Raw genomic sequence first — 17,835 nt, forward strand, 5'->3', positions numbered from 1 at the left:
CGAAAACAATTATCTCTATAGTCTATAAATATAGTTTGTTATTTCTCCCGCTAGCCCCTCCCCAACGATTACGCTTTTGAGGGTGAGATCAAGGGCCGTGCGGCCCTGAACAAAGGGGCTCAAGATGAATTTCAAGAATTTGGTTACCGCAATCGCCGTCGGCGTCGGCACTCTTGCAACGGCGGTTGTCGCTGAAGCGGCGGACAAGAAAGTCGTCGTCGCCTATCAAACCGATGCTTTGCCGTCTTCCGTGGCGATCGCCAATGGCGAATTCGCCAAGGAGACGGGATATGACGTCGACTTCCGCAGGTTCAATTCGGGCGCCGAAATCTTTGCGGCGATTGCATCCGGCGATGTCCAGGTGGGCTATGTCGGCTCCAGCCCGTTTGCGGCTGCAGTATCACGCGGGCTCGAGGTCAAGGCCTTTTACCTCGCCTCCATCTCGGGCGTCGACGAGGCTCTCGTCGTCCGTAACGGCTCCGGCATCGAAAGCCTGAATGATCTGAAGGGCAAGAAGCTTGCGGCCGCGCCGGTGTCCACGGACCACTATCAGCTGCTGGCGCTGATCAAATCGCTGGGCCTGACCGAAAAGGACGTTCAGGTCTTCGCAATCCCTCAGCCTGAGATCGTCGCCAGCTATAATCGCGGCGACATCGACGGCGGCTTCGTCTGGGATCCGGCACTCACCGAACTGAAGAAAAACGGGAAGGTCCTGGTGACCTCCAAAGAGGTGGCAGACAAGGGTGCGCCGACATTCTCCGCCTGGGTCGCGACCTCGAAATTTGCCGCCGACAACCCGCAATTTCTGAAGGGCTTCGCCTCGGTCATCACCAAATACTACGCATCCTTCGCATCGGACAAATCCGCCTGGGGTCCCGACAGCGACAACGCCAAGTCGCTTGCCAAGCTTCTCGGCGGAACAGCTGAACAGCAGGCCTCGGCCCTGAAGAACCTGACGCTGCTGACGCCTGAGGTTCAGGCATCGGATGCCTGGCTTGGCGGCGGCGAAAAGGCAGGTGCCGGCAAGATCCTCAAGGACACGGCATCGTTTCTGAAGGAACAGGGCAAGGTTTCCGACGTGCTGGCGAATTACGGCGCCTTCGTCACTGCAGATGCCCTCACCGGCGTCAGCAACTGATCCTCCCCGACACCGGCGCGGCTTGCCGCGCCGGTGTCAAACCTGCGAGCGGCAACATGCTTAAAGTCGATCACGCCAGCGTTTTCTTCGCAGCCCGCGACGGACGAACCGTTCACGCGCTCGATCGCGTTTCCTTCGATATTCCCGAACGAGGCTTCGTCGTCGCACTCGGGGCGTCAGGATGCGGAAAATCAACCCTCCTCAACGCGATTGCCGGTTTCCTTCCGCTTTCGGATGGCCGGATCACGCTCGATGGTCGCGCGGTCGAACAACCCGGCGCAGACCGTGGCGTCGTCTTCCAGAAGGACTCACTGCTGCCCTGGAAATCGGTGGTCGACAATGTCGCGCTCGGTTTGAAATTCGCCGGGGTCAAGCGCAAGGAGCGCGAAGCGCGCGCCCTGGAGCTGCTCCGGCTCGTCGGCCTTGACGAATTCGCCGGCGCTTTTCCCTATGAGCTGTCCGGCGGCATGCGCCAGCGTGTCGGCATCGCGCGGGCTCTGGCGACAAATCCCGACATCCTGCTGATGGACGAGCCGTTCGGCGCGCTCGACAGCCTGACGCGCGAGCAGATGCAGGAACTGCTGGTTTCCATCTGGGATAAAACGGCAAAGAAGGTTTTCTTCATCACGCACTCGATCGAAGAGGCCTTGTTCCTGGGCACACAGGTCCTGGTCATGTCACCTCGACCGGGACGCGTCGTGGCACGCTTCGATCTGGATTTCGTTCGCCGCTTCGCCGAAACCGGCGACGCCCGATCGATCAAGGCGTCGCCGCAATTTGCCGAGCTGCGCGAGGAGATCCGCGCCATTCTGCACAGCACCGAAGACCTCAGGAGCGCCGCATGAGCGATATAGTGCAGGCCCCGCCGATTGCAGCGGGTAGAGAGGACCGCCAGGTCAAGCTGGTAAAAATGGCAAGCTTCGGAGCCGGTGAGAAATCGACGGTGGCCATCAGCATTGCCACGGCGCTGGCCATACTGCTGCTGTGGTGGCTCGTATCCGCGCTCGGTGTCGTTCCACACCTGTTCCTGCCGCGCCCGGACGAGGTGCTGACACAAATCGGCGCCATCTATCGCGACGGTTACGCCGGCGCGTCGCTCTCCGAGCATGTTTTTGCGAGCCTGTTCCGCATCGTGGTCGCCGCCCTCATCGCCATCTCGGCCGGCATTCCGCTCGGATTGCTCATTGGCCTGAACCGCTGGGCAAAAGGGGTGCTCGACGCGCCGATCGAGTTCTACTGGCCGCTTCCGCCGCTCTCCTACCTGCCGCTGATGATCATCTGGCTCGGTATCGGCGAGACGTCGAAGATCACGCTGCTGGTGCTTGCGATGTTCGCACCGATCTGCCTTTCAGCCCAGGCCGGCGTCCGTTCGCTGCCGATCGAGCGCGTCAATGCCGCGCGTTCGCTGGGCGCGAGCCGGCTGCAGCTCTTTCTGGACATCGTCCTGCCGTCCGCCCTGCCGGAGATCCTTACCGGCATCCGGATTGCACTCGGTGTCGGCTGGGGCACGCTGGTTGCGGCTGAATTGATCGCGTCCACGCGCGGGATCGGTTTCATGATCATGTCGGCTTCACAGTTCCTGGCGACCGACGTCGTCTTCGTCGGCATCGGCATCATCGCGATCTGCGCGTTCACCTTCTCGGCCGCGATCCGTTTTCTGGAGGCGTTCCTCGTGCCCTGGAAGGGCAAGCTCTGACCAGATGGCCAGAGGGAGCCATATTCAATGGCTTCCTGCCGCCGCGTTCAGCCCGTGTATGGCGACAAGCTCGGCCGCGACCAGCTTCTGAAGCCGCCATAAATTGCGGTCCCGGATGCCACGTTCCTCCAGATGTTTCACCGTCAGATACAGATATTCGGCGCAGGAGCCCATGTGTCCGCAGGCTCTCGCAAGCACCTGCGCCACCGTCTCCAGCGGCAATTTGCGGGAAACGCGCTCGCCCTTCGGGCCAGCCCAAAAGACCAGCGCGCGCACCAGCCCTTGCGCGGTCGCGACCGGGATCCAGCGAACCGTCGCTGCGTCTTCGATCGTGCCGACTTCACGGCGGATCAACCGCCGAATCTGGCCAAGGCGATCATCATCGGCAAGCCTGAAGACAATGCCGTTGCAACGCCCGCCACGATCAAGTGCCATCATCAGACCCGGCTCGGCCCGCGTTCCCCGCCAGCGGGTCATCTGCAGGCAGAAGGAGCGATGCCACCCTCTTGTAGCGCCATGCTGCGATTCGACGGCATCGAAGTCCGGCTTCCATATCAATGATCCATAGGCGAAGATCCAAAGCGGGGCGCCGGTAGACTCATGGAGAAGCCGGTTGGCGAGCATCTCCACCTCCGCTTCGGTCAGCGGTTTTCGATGTGGATCTGGGCCCACATCGATCGCGGGGCGAAGGCTCAGCGTTACGAGCTCGTCTGTCAGAGCCATTCTTGATCCGGTCATCAAAAGTTTGCTTCCCCGGACCGTCACCAGCTTATGCTCCCGGATATCCATCATGCGTCAGTGCACAGTAAATCTGGCCGCATCGGCCTGGCGCCGCTGCAGGCTGCGTATCAGCATCGCGGCCTCCCTGACGATTGCCGAAAATGTCGCATCATCGGCCTCTGCGATCCTTCCCGTCATCTCGCGGATGATCGTCGTCAAATGAATGATGGAATGGCGATGCTGCGGATCTTCCGATCCCATTTGGGCATCGGCCATGGCGAGCAGCGTCTGCACCAGCCGCTCCATGGTTTGGCGGCGCCTGGTCCTCGGGTCGGCATTCGGATCTTCGCTAAGGCGCAGCAGGTCGGCGACAATGTCGGACATTGCGATTCCACTCACATTGCAAAAGCCGGGGGCATGGAAACGACATGCCTTCGACCGCGCGTTTGCGTCTTCAAGCCCTCCAGCAATCGGTAGCCGTTGCGCCAGCGGCCAAAGCCGCTGGCGACATTGATGTGCCCGGCAAGGCCGATATTCCTGGTCTCGGCGTTCCACAGGCGACCGAACAGGGTCAACCGATCGACCGTCATGTAAGCATCGTTCATGCTGCCGACGACGATGCTTGGAAAAGGCAAAGGCGCCGTCGGCATGGCGCCAAACGAGATATGCCCGGGATGCAGGTTTTCCGTGACCGGCAGATCGCATGGAGCAACGAGCAATGCTCCTTTGACGCGACGCGCAGCACTTCGCCCGGCCAAGCGGGCGGCAAGCAGGCACCCGAGACTATGGGCAACCAGATAGGCCTCGCCGGCCTCTTCAAGCGCGCCTTCCAATCGCAGCAGCCAGTTGTCAAGGTTCGGATGATCCCAGTCATCTTGAGCGACGCAACGACTGCCCGGCTGATCCTGCAGCCAGTGCTGTTGCCAATGCCCTTCTCCCGAGCCGAAAAGCCCTGGAAGAATAAGTACATCGATCATCTGACGGCATCCTCTCTGAAGCTGCGCGCCGGTCTTTTTCCCGGTCGGGGCAAACATCGGACATCACTCATCAGATCCACCCGATCACCAGGGCGAACAGGAAAGTGAAGGAGCTGACGATCGTGCAGATTCCGGCCGCATGCCTGAAATACGACATGACGCTGCCTTCCGCTCTTCTCGCACCGTGCCGACGCAGGTCGGTCTCAACGACAATCGCCATCACGCCGTCCTCCTCAATACCAAAGGCCGGGCATGGTGCCCCAATAATGGAGTTCGTATTCGCGCGCGGACCGGTCGCGCTCGTCGTCCCGCGCGGACAATCCGTTTACAGGCTCCCGTGCAGCGGGCGGCTTCAGGCCGAGGAACCGGCCGATTGCGCGCTTCAGCCAGAAGTGAAAATCAAGCTTCATGCGAACCTCCTGTCAGGACCTGCTATTCTTCAGCTAAGAAATCAGCGAATGACGTTGTGCATTGGCGAGAAGAACGTGAAGCGATGCCGTTGGTCCGTAGAGCATCAGCAGGCGGTTCTCCTCGCGTTTGGCGAGACGATATCGTCGGGCGAATTCGAAGACGCTCCACAATTGATCGCCTGGCCCTGGCCTTTCCGCATCGGTGATCGTCGCTTCCTGAGATCGAACCATCGCGGCGACTCCCTACTCGGCGGCCGCCAGGGCCGGGTTTGCGCCCGGAAAGAAGGCCGCCAATTCGCCGATCACGTCGTTGATGCGGGCCAAAAGCGCGTCGGATGAAACCGCATAGTCTGTGAAATCGCGATCGGACGCATAGACGGCAGTCGGTAGGGTGTGGGCCATGAAAAAACCAAACAGCGGCCGAAGCTGATGCTCGACCATCAAAGCATGCCGGTCGCCGCCTCCGGTCGCCGTGATGATGATCGGCTTGCCCCGAAGTTCGTGGGGGTCGATCAGGTCGATGAGGTGTTTGAAATGGCCGGGATAAGAGCCCTTGTAAGTCGGCGAGCCGATGATCAGGGCATCGGCCTGCACGATCTCGTCGATGACATGCCTGGCCTGCGCGTCGAGATTCTTGCGCCACAAGGCGCTGCCTAGCGACGGACCGACATTATGCAGATCATAGGTCCTGCTGGTAAATCCATAGCGAATGCTCGCACGTTCGGCGACGTGCCGGACGAGTGCCAATGTCTTCGATGGACGGTTGAAGCTGCCAGCGATGCCGACGAGTTTGAAACCTGACATGGTTTTTCCTCTCTTTGCGTCGCCCAATTATTGTCTACAAAATTGATAGATTAAAGGAACGTGCGTCTCTCCTTCTTCGCCTGGTTGAAAAAAACGTTCGACGCCGTTCCGGCACGCATAGGCTGCATGGCGATCGCCGTCGACATCTGCGACCTCCGGACGCTGCAATTCCAAGCCTAAGGCTTGTCGCCATGAAGATGACGTTCAAGGAAGGGCAAATTGTCCTGTCCCCAATAGATCTCGCCATCATAGACATAGGTGGGAAAGCCGAAGACGCCGCTGTCGCGGGCATGCACGCGGTCCGCCGACCATTTGTTCTGGACATCGTCATCGGCTTGTCGCCTGAGGAGTGCCGCGCCATCGAAACCCGCTGCTGTCACGATCGCCTCGCGCACATCGGGCTTGCCGATATCCCTCGCCTCGCTCCAGAAGGCATGCTGCAGGGCACGGGCAACGCCGATCCAATCTTGTCCGTCGAGATAGGCCGCAATCACGAAGAGGGACGCCGGCGTCGGATCACTCAAATCCGGGCGATGTTCGAGCCGCAGTTCCTTGCCGCGCACGCGCGCCCAGCGCTTGAGGTCCCGCGTCCAGTAGGCGCGCCGGATCTCCGGGCGGTTGCGCGAAAAGATACCACCATTTTCCTCGACCACCGTCGTCAGATAGGGCGTGATGACGACGTCGTTCTTCGCCGCAAGTTCGGCGAAGGCGTCGAAGCCGATGTAGGACCAAGGCGAGCCGATAGAAAAGAAGTACTCTACTGATTTCGTCACTGATGCATGTTCCCTGCGAGGTGATTGTTCTGGCGTCGAATGGGCGACGGCATTTTCAGGAGGCGGATCTAACTTCGGATGGCGCTTTCCATCCGAGCTCCGGTGCGATTGTTGTCACGAAGTCGTGGAGAATCTGTCGATACTCCTCGCGCTCGAACTCGTAAGGGAGCTCCAGCCTCAACTCACCGACCTCGGGCAGAATCGGATCGGCAAAAAGCTGCGCCAATATCTCGTCCGATGTGCCGACAATATCACGGGCGAACAGGGTGCGCCGCTCGCCCTGCGGCGAAAGCGTCCGCTCTTGGCGGCCATCGGCATAGTCTCGATACCGGCGGCGCGTTGCCGCATCGGCGCTGTCGAAAGGCACGATGACGCGGCCCAGCGCGACCCGGCGCTGCGTGCCGGCGGCGCGATAGGTTTCGATCAGCCGCGATTGCGCGGTGAAGAAATCATCGGTCCCCTCACCCGTGATCACATTGCCGGTCAACAGGTTGAAACCATTGCGGCCGGCCCATTCGGCCGAGCGCTGCGACCCGCCGCCATACCAGATCCGGTCGATCAGTCCCTTGGCATAAGGCTGCAGGCGTGGCCGCTGCGGGCCGAAGGGCGTCTTGATCAAGGTCTGCTCGTCGCCGAGATAAGTGCCGCGCAGATTGTCGGCAAAGCGCAGCACGCGTTCATGCGAGAAATCGTAGCCCGTCCAGTCGCCGTCGAAGACAAGCGGGGCGATCAGGTCTGCATGCAATGGCCGTCCGGCGCTGACGCCGATATTCAGCCGCCCACGCGACAGAATATCGACGGTGGCGAGGTCTTCGGCCAGCCGATAAGGGCTTTCATAACCGATCGGAATGACTGCGGTTCCGAGCTCGATCCGGCTGGTTCGCTGCGTCGCCGCCGCCAGGAAGGCGCTCGCGGAAGAGATTCCAGGCTCCAGGTGCCGCTGGCGGACCCAGGCGCTGTCGAAGCCCAGATCTTCGCCATATTGCAGTTGCTCAAGCGTCTGCTCCAATCCCGACAACGGATTGTCGTCGGGATAATTGCCGGGGGTGAGGAAGCCGATATGGCTGATGGATATGTTGCGGCCGCTCATGTCGTCCCTTCCACTCGTGCCATCCGATGATCAGTATTTCGGCAGGCCGGGCGGGTTGGTCTCGGATGCCGGCAAGGCCTCCTCGGAAAGATGCAAGTGGTCGAGGATTTTTGCGTAGGTGCCATCCTTGATCAGGCCGTTGGTGGCGACAGTCAGCGCATCGGCCAGCCCACTTCCCTTGCGGGTGGTAATCGCGACATCCGAGCGATCCGGCCAGCCGGCGCTCAGCGTGCCGACGCGCTTGATGTTCTTGTCGCGCGCGGCGATGAAGACGAGCTGTGCATGCGGTTGGACGATGACATCGGCCCGGCCGGACCGCAGCGCGAGAAGGCTTGCCGCCTCGTCGTCGTAATATTGTAGTTCGATCGGCTTCAGGCCCGCGGCGACATCCTCGTCGCTCCACTTCACCAGGATACGCTCCTGGTTGGTGCCGGCCCCGACAATGATCCTGAGGCCTGCCGCATCCTTGGGCTCCTTGATCGAGGTGATGGGACTGTCGGATTTTACGAAGAAACCGTGCAGGCCCTGTCGGTAGGTAGAGAAATCGAATTTTTCCTTGCGCTGCTCGGTGACCCCGACATTGGAGATGACGGCATCATACTTGCCCGAGGCGAGGCCGAGCGGCCAGTCGATCCAGGCGACCGGCACGATCTCCAGCGTCAGGCCGAGGCTGTCGGCGATGGCATAGGCATAATCGGGATCTGCCCCGACCACGGTCTTCGCATCCGTGGCATAGGTGGCAAGCGGCGGGCCGCCGGGACTGACGGCGATGGTGAACTTGCCGGGTGTAACGAATTTGAAATCCTTCGGGATTGCGGCAATGGCCGCATCGTTCCTGGCGGCGTGAAGCCGGCCCGGCTGTTCCGGGCTAAGGTCGAAATCCTCGGCCGCTTGAGCTGCGCCAAAGGAAAGGGCCGACGCCATGGCGGCGATCAGCAGGGTCCGGAATGCCGGAAGGGCAATCATCGTCTTTAATCTCCAAATTGTCAGGCAGGAATGGCCGGCAGCAATGCCGCCGGCCCAATAGGGATCGATCAGGAGCCGCTCTTCGGTAGGCCGGGCGGATTGGTCTGGGCCTTGTCGATCGCCTCCGGACCGAGGTTCCACGTATCGAGGATCTTCCGGTAGGCGCCGCTGGCGATCAGGTCGTTGACGACATCGGTCAAGGGCGCTGCCAGGCCGCTGCCCTTGCGTGTGGTGACGGCAATTTCGGCCGTGATCGGCCAACCGCCGCTGACGGTGCCGACAAGCTTGGTCTTGCCGTTGATCCCCGCCGAATAGGCCTGCGTCGCGTTCACGCTGAAGACGGTGTCGGCTCTGCCGGACTGGACGGCGAGATCCTTGACCGCGTCGTCGTCATAATATTGCACCTCGATGGGCTTCAGGCCGGCGGCGACGTTCTGGCGGTCCCATTCCAGCAGGATTTTCTCCTGGTTGGTGCCGGCATCAGTGATGACCTTCAGGCCGGCAATATCCTTCGGCTGCTTGATCGAGGTGATCGGGCTGTCGGACTTGACGTAGAAGCCAAGCTCGTCCTTGCGGTAGGTCGAGAAATCGAATTTCTCCTTGCGCTCTTCCGTGACCGTCACGTTGGAGATCACCGCGTCGAACTTTCCGGAGGTCAGCCCCAACGGCCAATCGGCCCAGGCAACAGAAACCAATTCGAGCTTCAGGCCCAGGCTGTCGGCAATGGCCTGCGCCAGATCGACGTCGTAACCGATAACCGTCTTAGAATCGGAGGCATAATCATGCAGCGGCAGATTGCCGCTCGAGCTGATGCCGACGGTGAAGACACCACTTTCGACGAACTTGAAGTCCTTGACTTCGGCAATGCGCTTCTCGTTCTTTTCCACCCGCAGCCGGTTCGGCTGCTCGGGGCTGAGATCGAACTTCTGCTGCGCCTGAGCGGAACCGAAACCGATCGCGATAATGGTGACGGCTCCCGCTATCAGAAGCCTTGCCCTATCTGTAAATGTCATGCCCCTTCTCCATTTCATCTTTAGGTTGTGGTTATTGTTATTCGGCCGGAGCAGCCCGTCGCGGCCCGGCATTTCGCCAGCGCTATCAGGCGCTAGAGAACCTTGGCGAGGAATTCCCGCGTACGGGGATGTTCCGCTTGTGCGAAGATGCGGGCCGGCGGCCCAGCCTCCAGGATGCGGCCGCTGTCCATGAAGACGACCGTGTCGGCGACTTCGCGGGCAAAACCGACCTCATGGGTAACGATGACGAGCGTCGTGCCGGTGCGGGCAAGTTCCTTGATGACGTCGAGCACTTCGCCGACGAGCTCCGGATCGAGCGCCGAGGTCGGCTCGTCGAAGAGCAGCACCTTCGGGCGGAGCGCCAGTGCGCGGGCGATCGCGACACGCTGCTGCTGGCCGCCGGAAAGCTGGCGCGGATAGGCATTGATCTTGTCGCTGAGGCCGATGCGTGCCAGCAGCTCCTGCGCCAGCTGCACGGCGTCCTCACGGCCGATGCCGCGAACCTGGATCGGTGCCTCGATGAGGTTTTCGAGCACGGTCAGATGCGGGAAGAGATTGAAGCTCTGGAAGACCATGCCGATATCGGCGCGGCGTTTGAGGATATCCTTCTCCTTGAGCTCGTAGAGCGTGTCGCCCTTCCTGCTGTAGCCGACGAAATCGCCGTCCACCGAGATGAAACCCTCATCGACACGCTCCAGGTGGTTGATGGTGCGCAGAAGCGTCGACTTGCCCGAGCCGGACGGACCGAGGATGGTGGTCACGCTGCCTGCGGGAAGGCTGAGCTCGACATCATCGAGCACTTTCAGCGAGCCGAAGCTTTTGGAGATACCGTGGATGCGCACCGCGCCGCCTGCTGCCCGCAGCGTCGCAGCATCGCGGAAACCGATCTTGCGCACGGTGTCGGTCGCCGTATCGAGGACAGGCAGCGGACGGCGGAAACGCTCGAAAAATGCCTGGAAGGGCAACGGCGTCGGGTTGCGCACGGCACCCTTGGAGAAGTAGCGCTCGATATAGCGCTGAGCGATCGACAGCACCGTCATGATGATCAGATACCAGATGGTCGCGACCATCAGCAGCGGAATGACTTCGAGATTGCGGCGGTAGATCACCTGAACCGTGTAGAAGAGCTCCGGCAACGCCAGAACGTAGACCATGGAGGTGCTCTTCGCCAATCCGATGAGTTCGTTGAAGCCGGTCGGCAGGATCGAGCGCATGGCCTGCGGCAGCACGATGCGGAAGGCCTGGCGGCGGCGCGGCAGACCGAGTGCTGCGGCGGCCTCCAACTGTCCGTGATCCACAGCGAGGATGCCGCCGCGCACGATCTCGGCGAAGAAGGCCGATTGGTTGAGCGTCAGGCCGAGAAAGGCGGCGGCAAAGGGCGTCAGCAATTGCACTGTGGGATAGTCGAGGAAAACGGTATCGGTGAAGGGAATGCCAATCTTGATCGTCTCGTAGAGATAGCCGAGATTGTTCAGGATCAGCAGCAGCACGATGACCGGAATCGAGCGCAGCAGCCAGATATAGCCCCAGGAAAGACCGGAGAGCAGCGGCGACTTGGAAACGCGGGCGAGCGCCAGAGCCGTTCCGAGGATGGAACCGGATATGGCGGCAAGCACGGTCAAAAGCAGCGTCCTGCCGAGACCGACGAGCACTGGTTCGGCAAAGAACCATTCAGCAAAGACGCCCCAACCCCAGCGCGGATTGGTGAAGATGGAATAGAGCACGGCGATGATGACGACGGCGGCAAAGATCGTGCCTGCCAGGCGGCCCGGATGACGCGCCGGCACGATGCGGTAACGGGAATAATCCTTCGATCCTGCCGTCCTGCTGCCGGGGTCGATGCCGGCGAAATCCGTCGTCAGTGCCATTGTGCTTCCCTTTTGTAATTGTCGGTCTTTGCCGTTTTCAGAAATTTGCGCCGGCCACGCGCAGGTGCGGTTCGGCGTCTTCGAGAGCAGGCTCAACGAGATGGCTGATGTCCTTCTCGAAGGGCAGGCTCTTGTAGATCTCTGGATCGGCTGAGATGTCGAAGAGAGCGGTGTAGCCGTAGTTCAGATAGAGGCCGACGGCTTCGGGCTGGCGAAAACCGGTCGTCAGGTAGATGCGGGCATAGCCCTGGCGGGCGGCCTGGGCCTCCAGTTCCACCAGCACCTTGCGGGCAAGGCCCTGACGGCGCAGATCGGAGCGCGTCCAGATGCGTTTGAACTCGGCCGTGCGTTCGTCATAGTTCTTGAAGGCGCCGCCGCCGATGGTCTCGCCATCACGGATCAACAGGAGAAAATTGCCGTCAGGCGGCGCAAAGGCTTCAGGAGGATAGCGGTTTAGCTCGGCCGCAGCGCCCTCGGCATTGAAATAGTTGCCGTAGCGGCTGTCATACTCGTAGATCAATTCATCGATCAGCGGTTTGGCGCGCGGGTCGAGAGGGCTGGTATAGAGAAACGTATCGCTCATATCGTTCATCACCCGTTGTCATCAGTGAGAAAGGTTTCGGCGAGCCGCACCCAGTAGCGGGCGGCCGGCGCGATGATCGCGTCGTTGAAATTGTAGTGGGCGCTGTGAAGAGGAGCGCTGTCGCCATTCCCGACGAAGAGGTAGCTGCCGGGATTTGCCTGCAGCATGAAGGCGAAATCCTCGCTCGCGGTTCTCGGCCGGAAATCCTTCTCGATCGCCGCGGGGCCGAGTGCGTCATAGGCGACGTCACGGGCAAAGGCCGTCTCCGCCGCATGGTTGATTAGCGCCGGAAAGCCGAGACGGTAATTCACATCCGCCTCGGCGCCGAAGCTTTCGGCCTGGGCGCGGGCAAGGGCGGGAATGCGCTCTCGCAACAGCTCGCGAACCGTCTCGCTGAAGGCCCGCATGGTGAGCTTCATCTCGACGCTCTCAGGGATGACGTTCGAGGCGGAGCCGGCATGGATCGAGCCGACGGTGGCGACCGCCATCTCCTGCGGATCGACATTGCGCGAGACGACGCTCTGCAGCGCGGTAATGAAGGAGGCGGAAGCCAGCACCGGATCGACGGTCCGGTGCGGTTCGGCGCCATGGCCGCCCTTGCCGATGATCTTGATGATCGCCTTGTCGACCGAAGCCATGGCGGAGCCGGCGACGAAGCCGAATTGTCCTGCCGGCACACCCGGCCAATTGTGCAGCCCGAAGACTGCATCGACAGGAAAACGCTCGAACAGGCCTTCCGAGATCATCTTGCGGGCGCCGGCGCCAATTTCCTCGGCGGGCTGGAAGATCAGCCTCAGCGTGCCGCTGAAATTGCCGCTCTCAGCGAGATAACGGGCGGCGGCGATCAGGATCGACGTATGCCCGTCATGGCCGCAGGCATGCATGACGCCGGGATTGCTGCTGGCATAGGCAAGACCGGTCGCCTCCTCGATCGGCAGCGCGTCCATGTCGGCGCGGATGCCGATCCGCTTTTTGCCCTCGCCGCGCCTGAGGGTGGCGACGATGCCGGTTCCGGCGATGCCCGTCGCCACCTCATAGCCCCAGGAGGAAAGGCGGGATGCCACGAGCTTGCTGGTCCTGAGCTCCTGGAACGCAAGCTCCGGATATTGATGCAGATCGTGGCGAAGCGCGATGATCTCGTCGAGATAGGCGGCGATACCCTTCTCGACCGGATCGTTGCTGCGCGGGTTCTGAGCGATGATGTTCATGACGGTTCGTCGGCGCCTCAGGCGCCGACAGCCTTTCCGCGCTCGACCTGCTCCGCGCACGCCGCATAGCGGCTTTCGCGGAAGGGCAGACCCAGATGGTCGCGCAACGTCTCGCCCTTCAGGGCCGGATCGAAATAGCCGCGCTCCGTGAGTATCGGCAGAACGTATGTGGAGAAATCATCGAAGCCTTCGGCGATGACAGGGAAACCGAGGATGAAGCCGTCGGCAGCACCATGATCCACCCAGCGGATGATCTCGTCGGCGATATGACCGGCCGTGCCGATGAAGGCCGTGCGTGGCGTTGCCGAATCGAGCGCCACTTGCCGGAGCGTCAAGCCCTTCTCCCGCGCCGTCTTCTTGATGCGGTCGGTGGTGGCGCGGAAATTGTTCCTGCCGATATCGCCGAGTTCGGGGAACGGCTCGTCGAGCGGATAGACGCTGAAATCGTGATGATCGAAGAAGCGGCCGAGATAGAGCAGCGCCTCTTCTATGGTGACGAGGGTGCGGATCGCCTGATACTTGGCGTCCGCCTCTTCCTGCGTCACACCGACGATCGGTCCGATACCCGGATAAATACCGACTTCCGCGGCACTGCGGCCATGGGCAATCACGCTGTCCTTGAGCTGGCGGTAGAAGGCCTGCGCCTCCTCGAACGGCCCGCCATTGGTGAAGACCGCGTCGGCATGTTTGCCGGCGAGCCGAATGCCGGAATCCGAGGCCCCCGCCTGGAAAACGACGGGTTGGCCCTGCTTGGAACGGCCGATGTTGAGCGGCCCCTCGACGCGGAAGAAGCGGCCCTTATGGTTGAGGCGATGCATCTTCGTCTTATCGACAAAGACGCCGGTCTCACGGTTGCGGACGAAGGCGTCGTCGTCCCAGGAATCCCACAGGCCCTTGATCGCATCGATATAGTCCTCGGCAATCTCGTAGCGCAGCTCGTGTTCGGGATGTTCGCGGCTGTAATTCCGCCCCGAGCCTTCGAGCGGCGAGGTCACCGCATTCCACCCTGCCCGGCCGCCGCTGATGAGATCGATCGAGGCGAACTGGCGGGCGATGGTGAAGGGATCGCTGTAAGAGGTCGAGACCGTGCCGACGAGGCCGATCTTCGAGGTCGAGGCGGCGAGCGCCGAGAGAATGGCGATCGGCTCGAACCGGTTGAGGAAATGCGGGATCGACTGCTCGTTGATGTAGAGCCCGTCGGCAACGAAGGCGAAAGCGATGCCGGCCGCCTCGGCCTTGCGCGCCGTCTTGACGAAGAAATCGAAATTGACGCTGGCATCCGCCGGTCCGCTTGGATGCTTCCAGGCATTCATGTGACCGCCGGGACCCTGCAGCATGATGCCGAACGTGACGTGTTTTTGAGCCATGGGATCAATCCTCCTTGGAAACGGTCAGGCGACGAGGGAAAGCCGCTCCTTGGCGAGCAGCTCGATGGAAGCCAGGCGCTCGGCAACCGAAAGTGCCGGCGTGTCGAGCACGAACTCCTTGACCCCGTAGCGGCGGTGAAGTTCGTCCAGTTCCTTGCGGATCTGCTCCGCCGTGCCATGCAGCACGCTCGGCACCTTTTCCTCGATGCGGTAATCGGTGACGCCGGCCTGGCGGGCAAATTCGGCCGCCTGCTCCTCGCTGCCGACATTGACGGTCTGGCCGTTCGGCAGGAACACCTTGACGATGCGCAACCTGCCGACGCGCTCGCGGGCATAGTCCTCGCTTTCGGCGGCAAAGGCTGCGAGCGCCAGGATCGGGCGCTTGCCGCCGGATGCCCGCTCATAAGCCTCAAAGGTTCTGCGCAGATTGTCAGGATCGCCGTTCAAATGACCGGCGAAAACGAGTTCCCAGCCCTTCTCGGCAGCGAGCTCGGCGCTTTCGAGGCTGGCGCCAAGCAGGAAACGTTCGGGAGCAGTCGGCGGGAAAGGTGTTGCCTGCGCGCCGTCGTAATTCGGGTCGGCGGCGAGATAGATGTTGAGATCGGAAAGCTGGCTCGCGAAATCCGGCTTCCTGGCCGGATCGACGGCAAGCTGCAGGGCGCGCGTCGAGAGCGGAAATCCGCCCGGCGCTTTGCCGACACCGAGATCGACGCGGCCGGGCGCAAGCGATGCCAGAAGATTGAAGGTCTCGGCAACCTTATACGCGCTGTAGTGCTGTAGCATGACGCCGCCGGAGCCGATGCGGATCCTCGAGGTCCTGGCGAGAAGATAGGCTATCAGTACCTCCGGCGCGGAGCTCGCCAGATTGGACATGTTATGATGCTCGGCGACCCAGAAACGGTGATAACCAAGTTCCTCGGCCCGGGCGGCAATCTTGACCGTCGCCCGCAGTGCATCCGCGGCCGTTAGACCCTGTTCGATCGGGCTTTTGTCGAGAAGACTGAGGAGGTAGGTCATGGCACCACGATCCGATCCTTGGTTGCAAAGTTTAGTCTATAAAATCAGTAGACAAACTTCATTATAAGAAATGGCATTCTCTTTCGAACGCGTTGAGTGAAAAAAGCGGCCGCAGCCAAGATGGGAAATCGGATGCCGGGAATGTGTGCCGCCGGCATCGAAAGGCTTCTTTCAATCGACCACTTTGTGGTCTATATTCTGGTCGAAAGGGAGTAGCCGCATGAAGCTGTCAGGACAGGTCAAGCCGATCAGCTATCTCAAGGCGCATGCGCCGGAGATCATCCGGACATTGAAGGATAATCCGCAGCCGGTCGTCATTACGCTTCACGGAGAGGCGAAAGCCATCCTTCAGGACGTCGGCCAATATGAAGAAACACAGGAGACACTGGCGCTCCTGAAGGTGCTGGCGCTCACCAACCGGCAAGTCGAGGAGGGCAAACTGCGCCCCGCTGCGGAATCCTTCGCGCGCATCCGCAAACGTCTGGCGGACAGCCAATCCTGATGCCATATCGTGTTCTTTTCGCTGAGGACGCGGAACACGACATTGAGGATCTCTATCGCTTCATCGCTAGCCGCGACGGCGCCGAGACGGCAGAGCGCATTCTGACGGAAATCGAGAGTGCCTGCGCCGAGCTTGAAGAATTCCCCGCCCGCGGAAATATTCCGAAGGAGTTGGTGGGTATCGGAATTTCCGAATATCGGGAACTGCACCATAAGCCGTGGCGCATGATCTATCGGATCCTGGGCACGGACGTCGTCGTCTACTGCGTCGTAGACGGACGTCGCGACATGCAGAGTTTTCTGGAGCGAAGGCTTATCCGCGCTTAGCCATACGCTGCCCACAGGAAGGTTGAACACTATCCAACCTTCCGCCCGGCCGGCGCATTTGCCCGCAGAAGTGCCATCAGCATCGGGCCGATCGCGAATTCGCCCTTTTCGCTTCGCCGCGTCAGCCCACGAAGATAGCCACCGGCCGAATTGATGTGGCCGCCACGCTCCAGGATGCATGCCATCACCGTCGCGGCGTTTTCCGGACCCATCACATTGGCCGCATTCTCATAGGCCGACGGACTGACGCCCAGCATCGATCGAACGATGACGGCTGCGGCCATCAGATCGCGCCAGTTGCGGATTACGCCATCCGGCCCATAGGCAAGAATTTCCGGGCAGGCCTGCAGAACCAATCCGAGCGGGAAGGATTTCAGTCCGCTACCATCATTGCGGACCTCCGGCCGTCGACTTTGCTCTTCCTCACCCCTCCCCTTCTCTGGCGTCACGGCCCCTCGGTCATTGTCTTGCTCAGCTATCGCGCCCTGCTTCGTTTCGAAGCTTGGTTCAAGTTCAGAGATGGATTCGGGATTTGAATTCTGTATGTGACGCTCGATATAAACGGCATTGCCGCGCTGTTCTGTTGATTTAACCCGAATTTCCAGCCGGTTAAGAATATCTGCGCGCAGGGCCTTCAATTCATCCAGCAACAGTTCAAGCTGCGCTGTCGTCGGCGATCGCGGCAGGCCTTCGATCAGGTCCCGGAATTCGCGGTATAGGCCTTGCCAATCCCCAGAGATCTCTTCTTCGACGGCCGCTTCGATCAGTTTGGCAATGTCACGGCGGCAAAGGGTGATGCGTTCACGCAGACGCTGGACATGCAGCCGCTCAGCCATCACCTCGGCCGCGAGCTGTTCGATCTCCTCGGCACGGGCAAGCAGCGGCGCCAGCGAGAAGCCGAACGCCTCGTCGACCTCCCCTGCCCTGTCCCTGCGGACGTAACGCTTGCCGTTGGGGCTATCCTTGCGCAGCAGAAGACCTGCCTCGACGAGCGCGGCAAGATGGCGCCGGACGGTCTGTTCGGCCATGCCATGCGTTCTGAGCGAAAGCTGGATATTAGACGGGAATACGATCAAGCCGTTTTCCTGGGCCAGCTCATTCTTCGGATAAAAGCTCAAAAGCGCGTTGAGCACGGCAAGCGCCCGATCGCCGATGCCAAGCAGCGGCTTTGCTTCGCACAGCGCGCGAAACAATTTCCACTTATCGACCGACTGATCCGGTTTGATCTCCCCGGCCATGACCTGGTTTGCGAGCATGCCAAGCGTCATCGACCGCCGCCCGAAGGGCGTCGTCACACTTCCGGTTTCCATATCTTCCACCTCAACAAGGCAAAAGAAATCCGCTCGCCAAAACGGCGCCAAAAACTCTTGACAGCGA

General features: G+C 61.0%; 22 protein-coding genes. 5 read left to right on the forward strand and 17 right to left on the reverse strand.

Translation table 11 applies throughout. The annotated features are described in order from the left end of the window. Positions 1 to 124: 124 nt before the first annotated feature. Genes tauA through G9X67_RS25785 form a run of 3 tightly spaced genes read left to right on the forward strand, consistent with a single transcriptional unit; the run spans position 125 to position 2,834 of the window. Positions 125 to 1,138, forward strand: a complete 1,014-nt coding sequence (gene tauA, locus G9X67_RS25775) for a taurine ABC transporter substrate-binding protein (RefSeq protein ID WP_171599996.1) — start codon at positions 125 to 127, stop codon at positions 1,136 to 1,138. 56 nt (positions 1,139 to 1,194) lie between these two features. After that, positions 1,195 to 1,983, forward strand: coding sequence for an ABC transporter ATP-binding protein (locus G9X67_RS25780; RefSeq protein ID WP_027682951.1), 789 nt, complete (start codon positions 1,195 to 1,197; stop codon positions 1,981 to 1,983). Then, positions 1,980 to 2,834, forward strand: coding sequence for an ABC transporter permease subunit (locus G9X67_RS25785; RefSeq protein WP_138334574.1), 855 nt, complete (start codon positions 1,980 to 1,982; stop codon positions 2,832 to 2,834). Before G9X67_RS25780 ends, G9X67_RS25785 begins: the two co-directional genes overlap by 4 nt. Positions 2,835 to 2,858: 24 nt before the next feature. Here the strand turns inward: G9X67_RS25785 and G9X67_RS25790 are convergent, their stop codons facing one another. The 16 genes from G9X67_RS25790 to G9X67_RS25865 all read right to left on the reverse strand — a co-directional run bounded on the left by G9X67_RS25790 (position 2,859) and on the right by G9X67_RS25865 (position 15,630). Next, positions 2,859 to 3,626, reverse strand: coding sequence for a gamma-glutamylcyclotransferase (locus G9X67_RS25790; protein ID WP_138334573.1), 768 nt, complete (start codon positions 3,624 to 3,626; stop codon positions 2,859 to 2,861). Between the two features lie 3 nt (positions 3,627 to 3,629). Continuing rightward, a complete protein-coding gene (locus G9X67_RS25795; protein ID WP_164053364.1) occupies positions 3,630 to 3,938 on the reverse strand; it encodes a hypothetical protein in 309 nt (102 codons plus the stop codon). Between the two features lie 11 nt (positions 3,939 to 3,949). Further along, positions 3,950 to 4,531: an alpha/beta fold hydrolase gene (locus G9X67_RS25800; protein ID WP_138334571.1), complete on the reverse strand. Its 582-nt coding sequence runs from the start codon at positions 4,529 to 4,531 to the stop codon at positions 3,950 to 3,952. A 70-nt stretch (positions 4,532 to 4,601) separates the two neighbouring features. Further along, complete coding sequence (locus G9X67_RS25805; RefSeq protein ID WP_171599974.1) at positions 4,602 to 4,754, reverse strand: hypothetical protein; 153 nt, start codon at positions 4,752 to 4,754, stop codon at positions 4,602 to 4,604. Between the two features lie 10 nt (positions 4,755 to 4,764). Next, positions 4,765 to 4,941, reverse strand: a complete 177-nt coding sequence (locus G9X67_RS25810) for a hypothetical protein (protein WP_171599997.1) — start codon at positions 4,939 to 4,941, stop codon at positions 4,765 to 4,767. A 33-nt stretch (positions 4,942 to 4,974) separates the two neighbouring features. Beyond that, complete coding sequence (locus G9X67_RS25815; protein ID WP_138334570.1) at positions 4,975 to 5,172, reverse strand: hypothetical protein; 198 nt, start codon at positions 5,170 to 5,172, stop codon at positions 4,975 to 4,977. 12 nt (positions 5,173 to 5,184) lie between these two features. Further along, positions 5,185 to 5,745, reverse strand: coding sequence for an FMN reductase (gene msuE / locus G9X67_RS25820; protein WP_171599998.1), 561 nt, complete (start codon positions 5,743 to 5,745; stop codon positions 5,185 to 5,187). 176 nt (positions 5,746 to 5,921) lie between these two features. After that, positions 5,922 to 6,518 (reverse strand): DsbA family protein, encoded by a 597-nt coding sequence (locus G9X67_RS25825; protein WP_171599999.1) that lies wholly within the window; start codon positions 6,516 to 6,518, stop codon positions 5,922 to 5,924. Between the two features lie 55 nt (positions 6,519 to 6,573). Further along, a complete protein-coding gene (locus G9X67_RS25830; RefSeq protein WP_138334568.1) occupies positions 6,574 to 7,608 on the reverse strand; it encodes an LLM class flavin-dependent oxidoreductase in 1,035 nt (344 codons plus the stop codon). A gap of 30 nt (positions 7,609 to 7,638) precedes the next feature. Next, a complete protein-coding gene (locus tag G9X67_RS25835) occupies positions 7,639 to 8,574 on the reverse strand; it encodes an ABC transporter substrate-binding protein (RefSeq protein ID WP_138334567.1) in 936 nt (311 codons plus the stop codon). A gap of 68 nt (positions 8,575 to 8,642) precedes the next feature. Next, the gene (locus tag G9X67_RS25840) at positions 8,643 to 9,587 is read right to left on the reverse strand and encodes an ABC transporter substrate-binding protein (protein WP_171600000.1); all 945 of its coding nucleotides are present in this window, start codon (positions 9,585 to 9,587) and stop codon (positions 8,643 to 8,645) included. A gap of 92 nt (positions 9,588 to 9,679) precedes the next feature. After that, positions 9,680 to 11,455, reverse strand: a complete 1,776-nt coding sequence (locus G9X67_RS35330; RefSeq protein WP_171600001.1) for an amino acid ABC transporter permease/ATP-binding protein — start codon at positions 11,453 to 11,455, stop codon at positions 9,680 to 9,682. A gap of 37 nt (positions 11,456 to 11,492) precedes the next feature. Then, on the reverse strand, positions 11,493 to 12,050 hold the full coding sequence (locus G9X67_RS25850) for a GNAT family N-acetyltransferase (RefSeq protein ID WP_171600002.1): 558 nt from the start codon (positions 12,048 to 12,050) through the stop codon (positions 11,493 to 11,495). Beyond that, positions 12,047 to 13,246: a M20 aminoacylase family protein gene (locus G9X67_RS25855; protein ID WP_138334563.1), complete on the reverse strand. Its 1,200-nt coding sequence runs from the start codon at positions 13,244 to 13,246 to the stop codon at positions 12,047 to 12,049. Before G9X67_RS25855 ends, G9X67_RS25850 begins: the two co-directional genes overlap by 4 nt. Before the next feature lie 17 nt (positions 13,247 to 13,263). Continuing rightward, a complete protein-coding gene (locus G9X67_RS25860; RefSeq protein WP_138334562.1) occupies positions 13,264 to 14,613 on the reverse strand; it encodes an LLM class flavin-dependent oxidoreductase in 1,350 nt (449 codons plus the stop codon). 24 nt (positions 14,614 to 14,637) lie between these two features. Continuing rightward, positions 14,638 to 15,630 (reverse strand): LLM class flavin-dependent oxidoreductase, encoded by a 993-nt coding sequence (locus G9X67_RS25865; protein ID WP_138334561.1) that lies wholly within the window; start codon positions 15,628 to 15,630, stop codon positions 14,638 to 14,640. A gap of 220 nt (positions 15,631 to 15,850) precedes the next feature. On the opposite strand from G9X67_RS25865, the gene G9X67_RS25870 reads away from it, so the two are divergent. Further along, positions 15,851 to 16,132 carry a type II toxin-antitoxin system Phd/YefM family antitoxin gene (locus G9X67_RS25870; protein WP_138334560.1) on the forward strand — a complete coding sequence of 94 codons (282 nt, stop codon included), beginning with the start codon at positions 15,851 to 15,853 and terminating at the stop codon, positions 16,130 to 16,132. Further along, positions 16,132 to 16,458 (forward strand): type II toxin-antitoxin system RelE/ParE family toxin, encoded by a 327-nt coding sequence (locus G9X67_RS25875; RefSeq protein ID WP_138334559.1) that lies wholly within the window; start codon positions 16,132 to 16,134, stop codon positions 16,456 to 16,458. The genes G9X67_RS25870 and G9X67_RS25875 overlap by 1 nt, the downstream gene beginning before the upstream one ends. 29 nt (positions 16,459 to 16,487) lie before the next feature. Here the strand turns inward: G9X67_RS25875 and repC are convergent, their stop codons facing one another. Continuing rightward, complete coding sequence (gene repC / locus G9X67_RS25880) at positions 16,488 to 17,768, reverse strand: plasmid replication protein RepC (protein WP_138334558.1); 1,281 nt, start codon at positions 17,766 to 17,768, stop codon at positions 16,488 to 16,490. Positions 17,769 to 17,835 lie beyond the last annotated feature (67 nt).

Source organism: Rhizobium sp. WYCCWR 11152 (assembly GCF_013087615.1).
In the GTDB taxonomy this organism is placed as follows: Bacteria; Pseudomonadota; Alphaproteobacteria; order Rhizobiales; family Rhizobiaceae; genus Rhizobium; species Rhizobium indicum.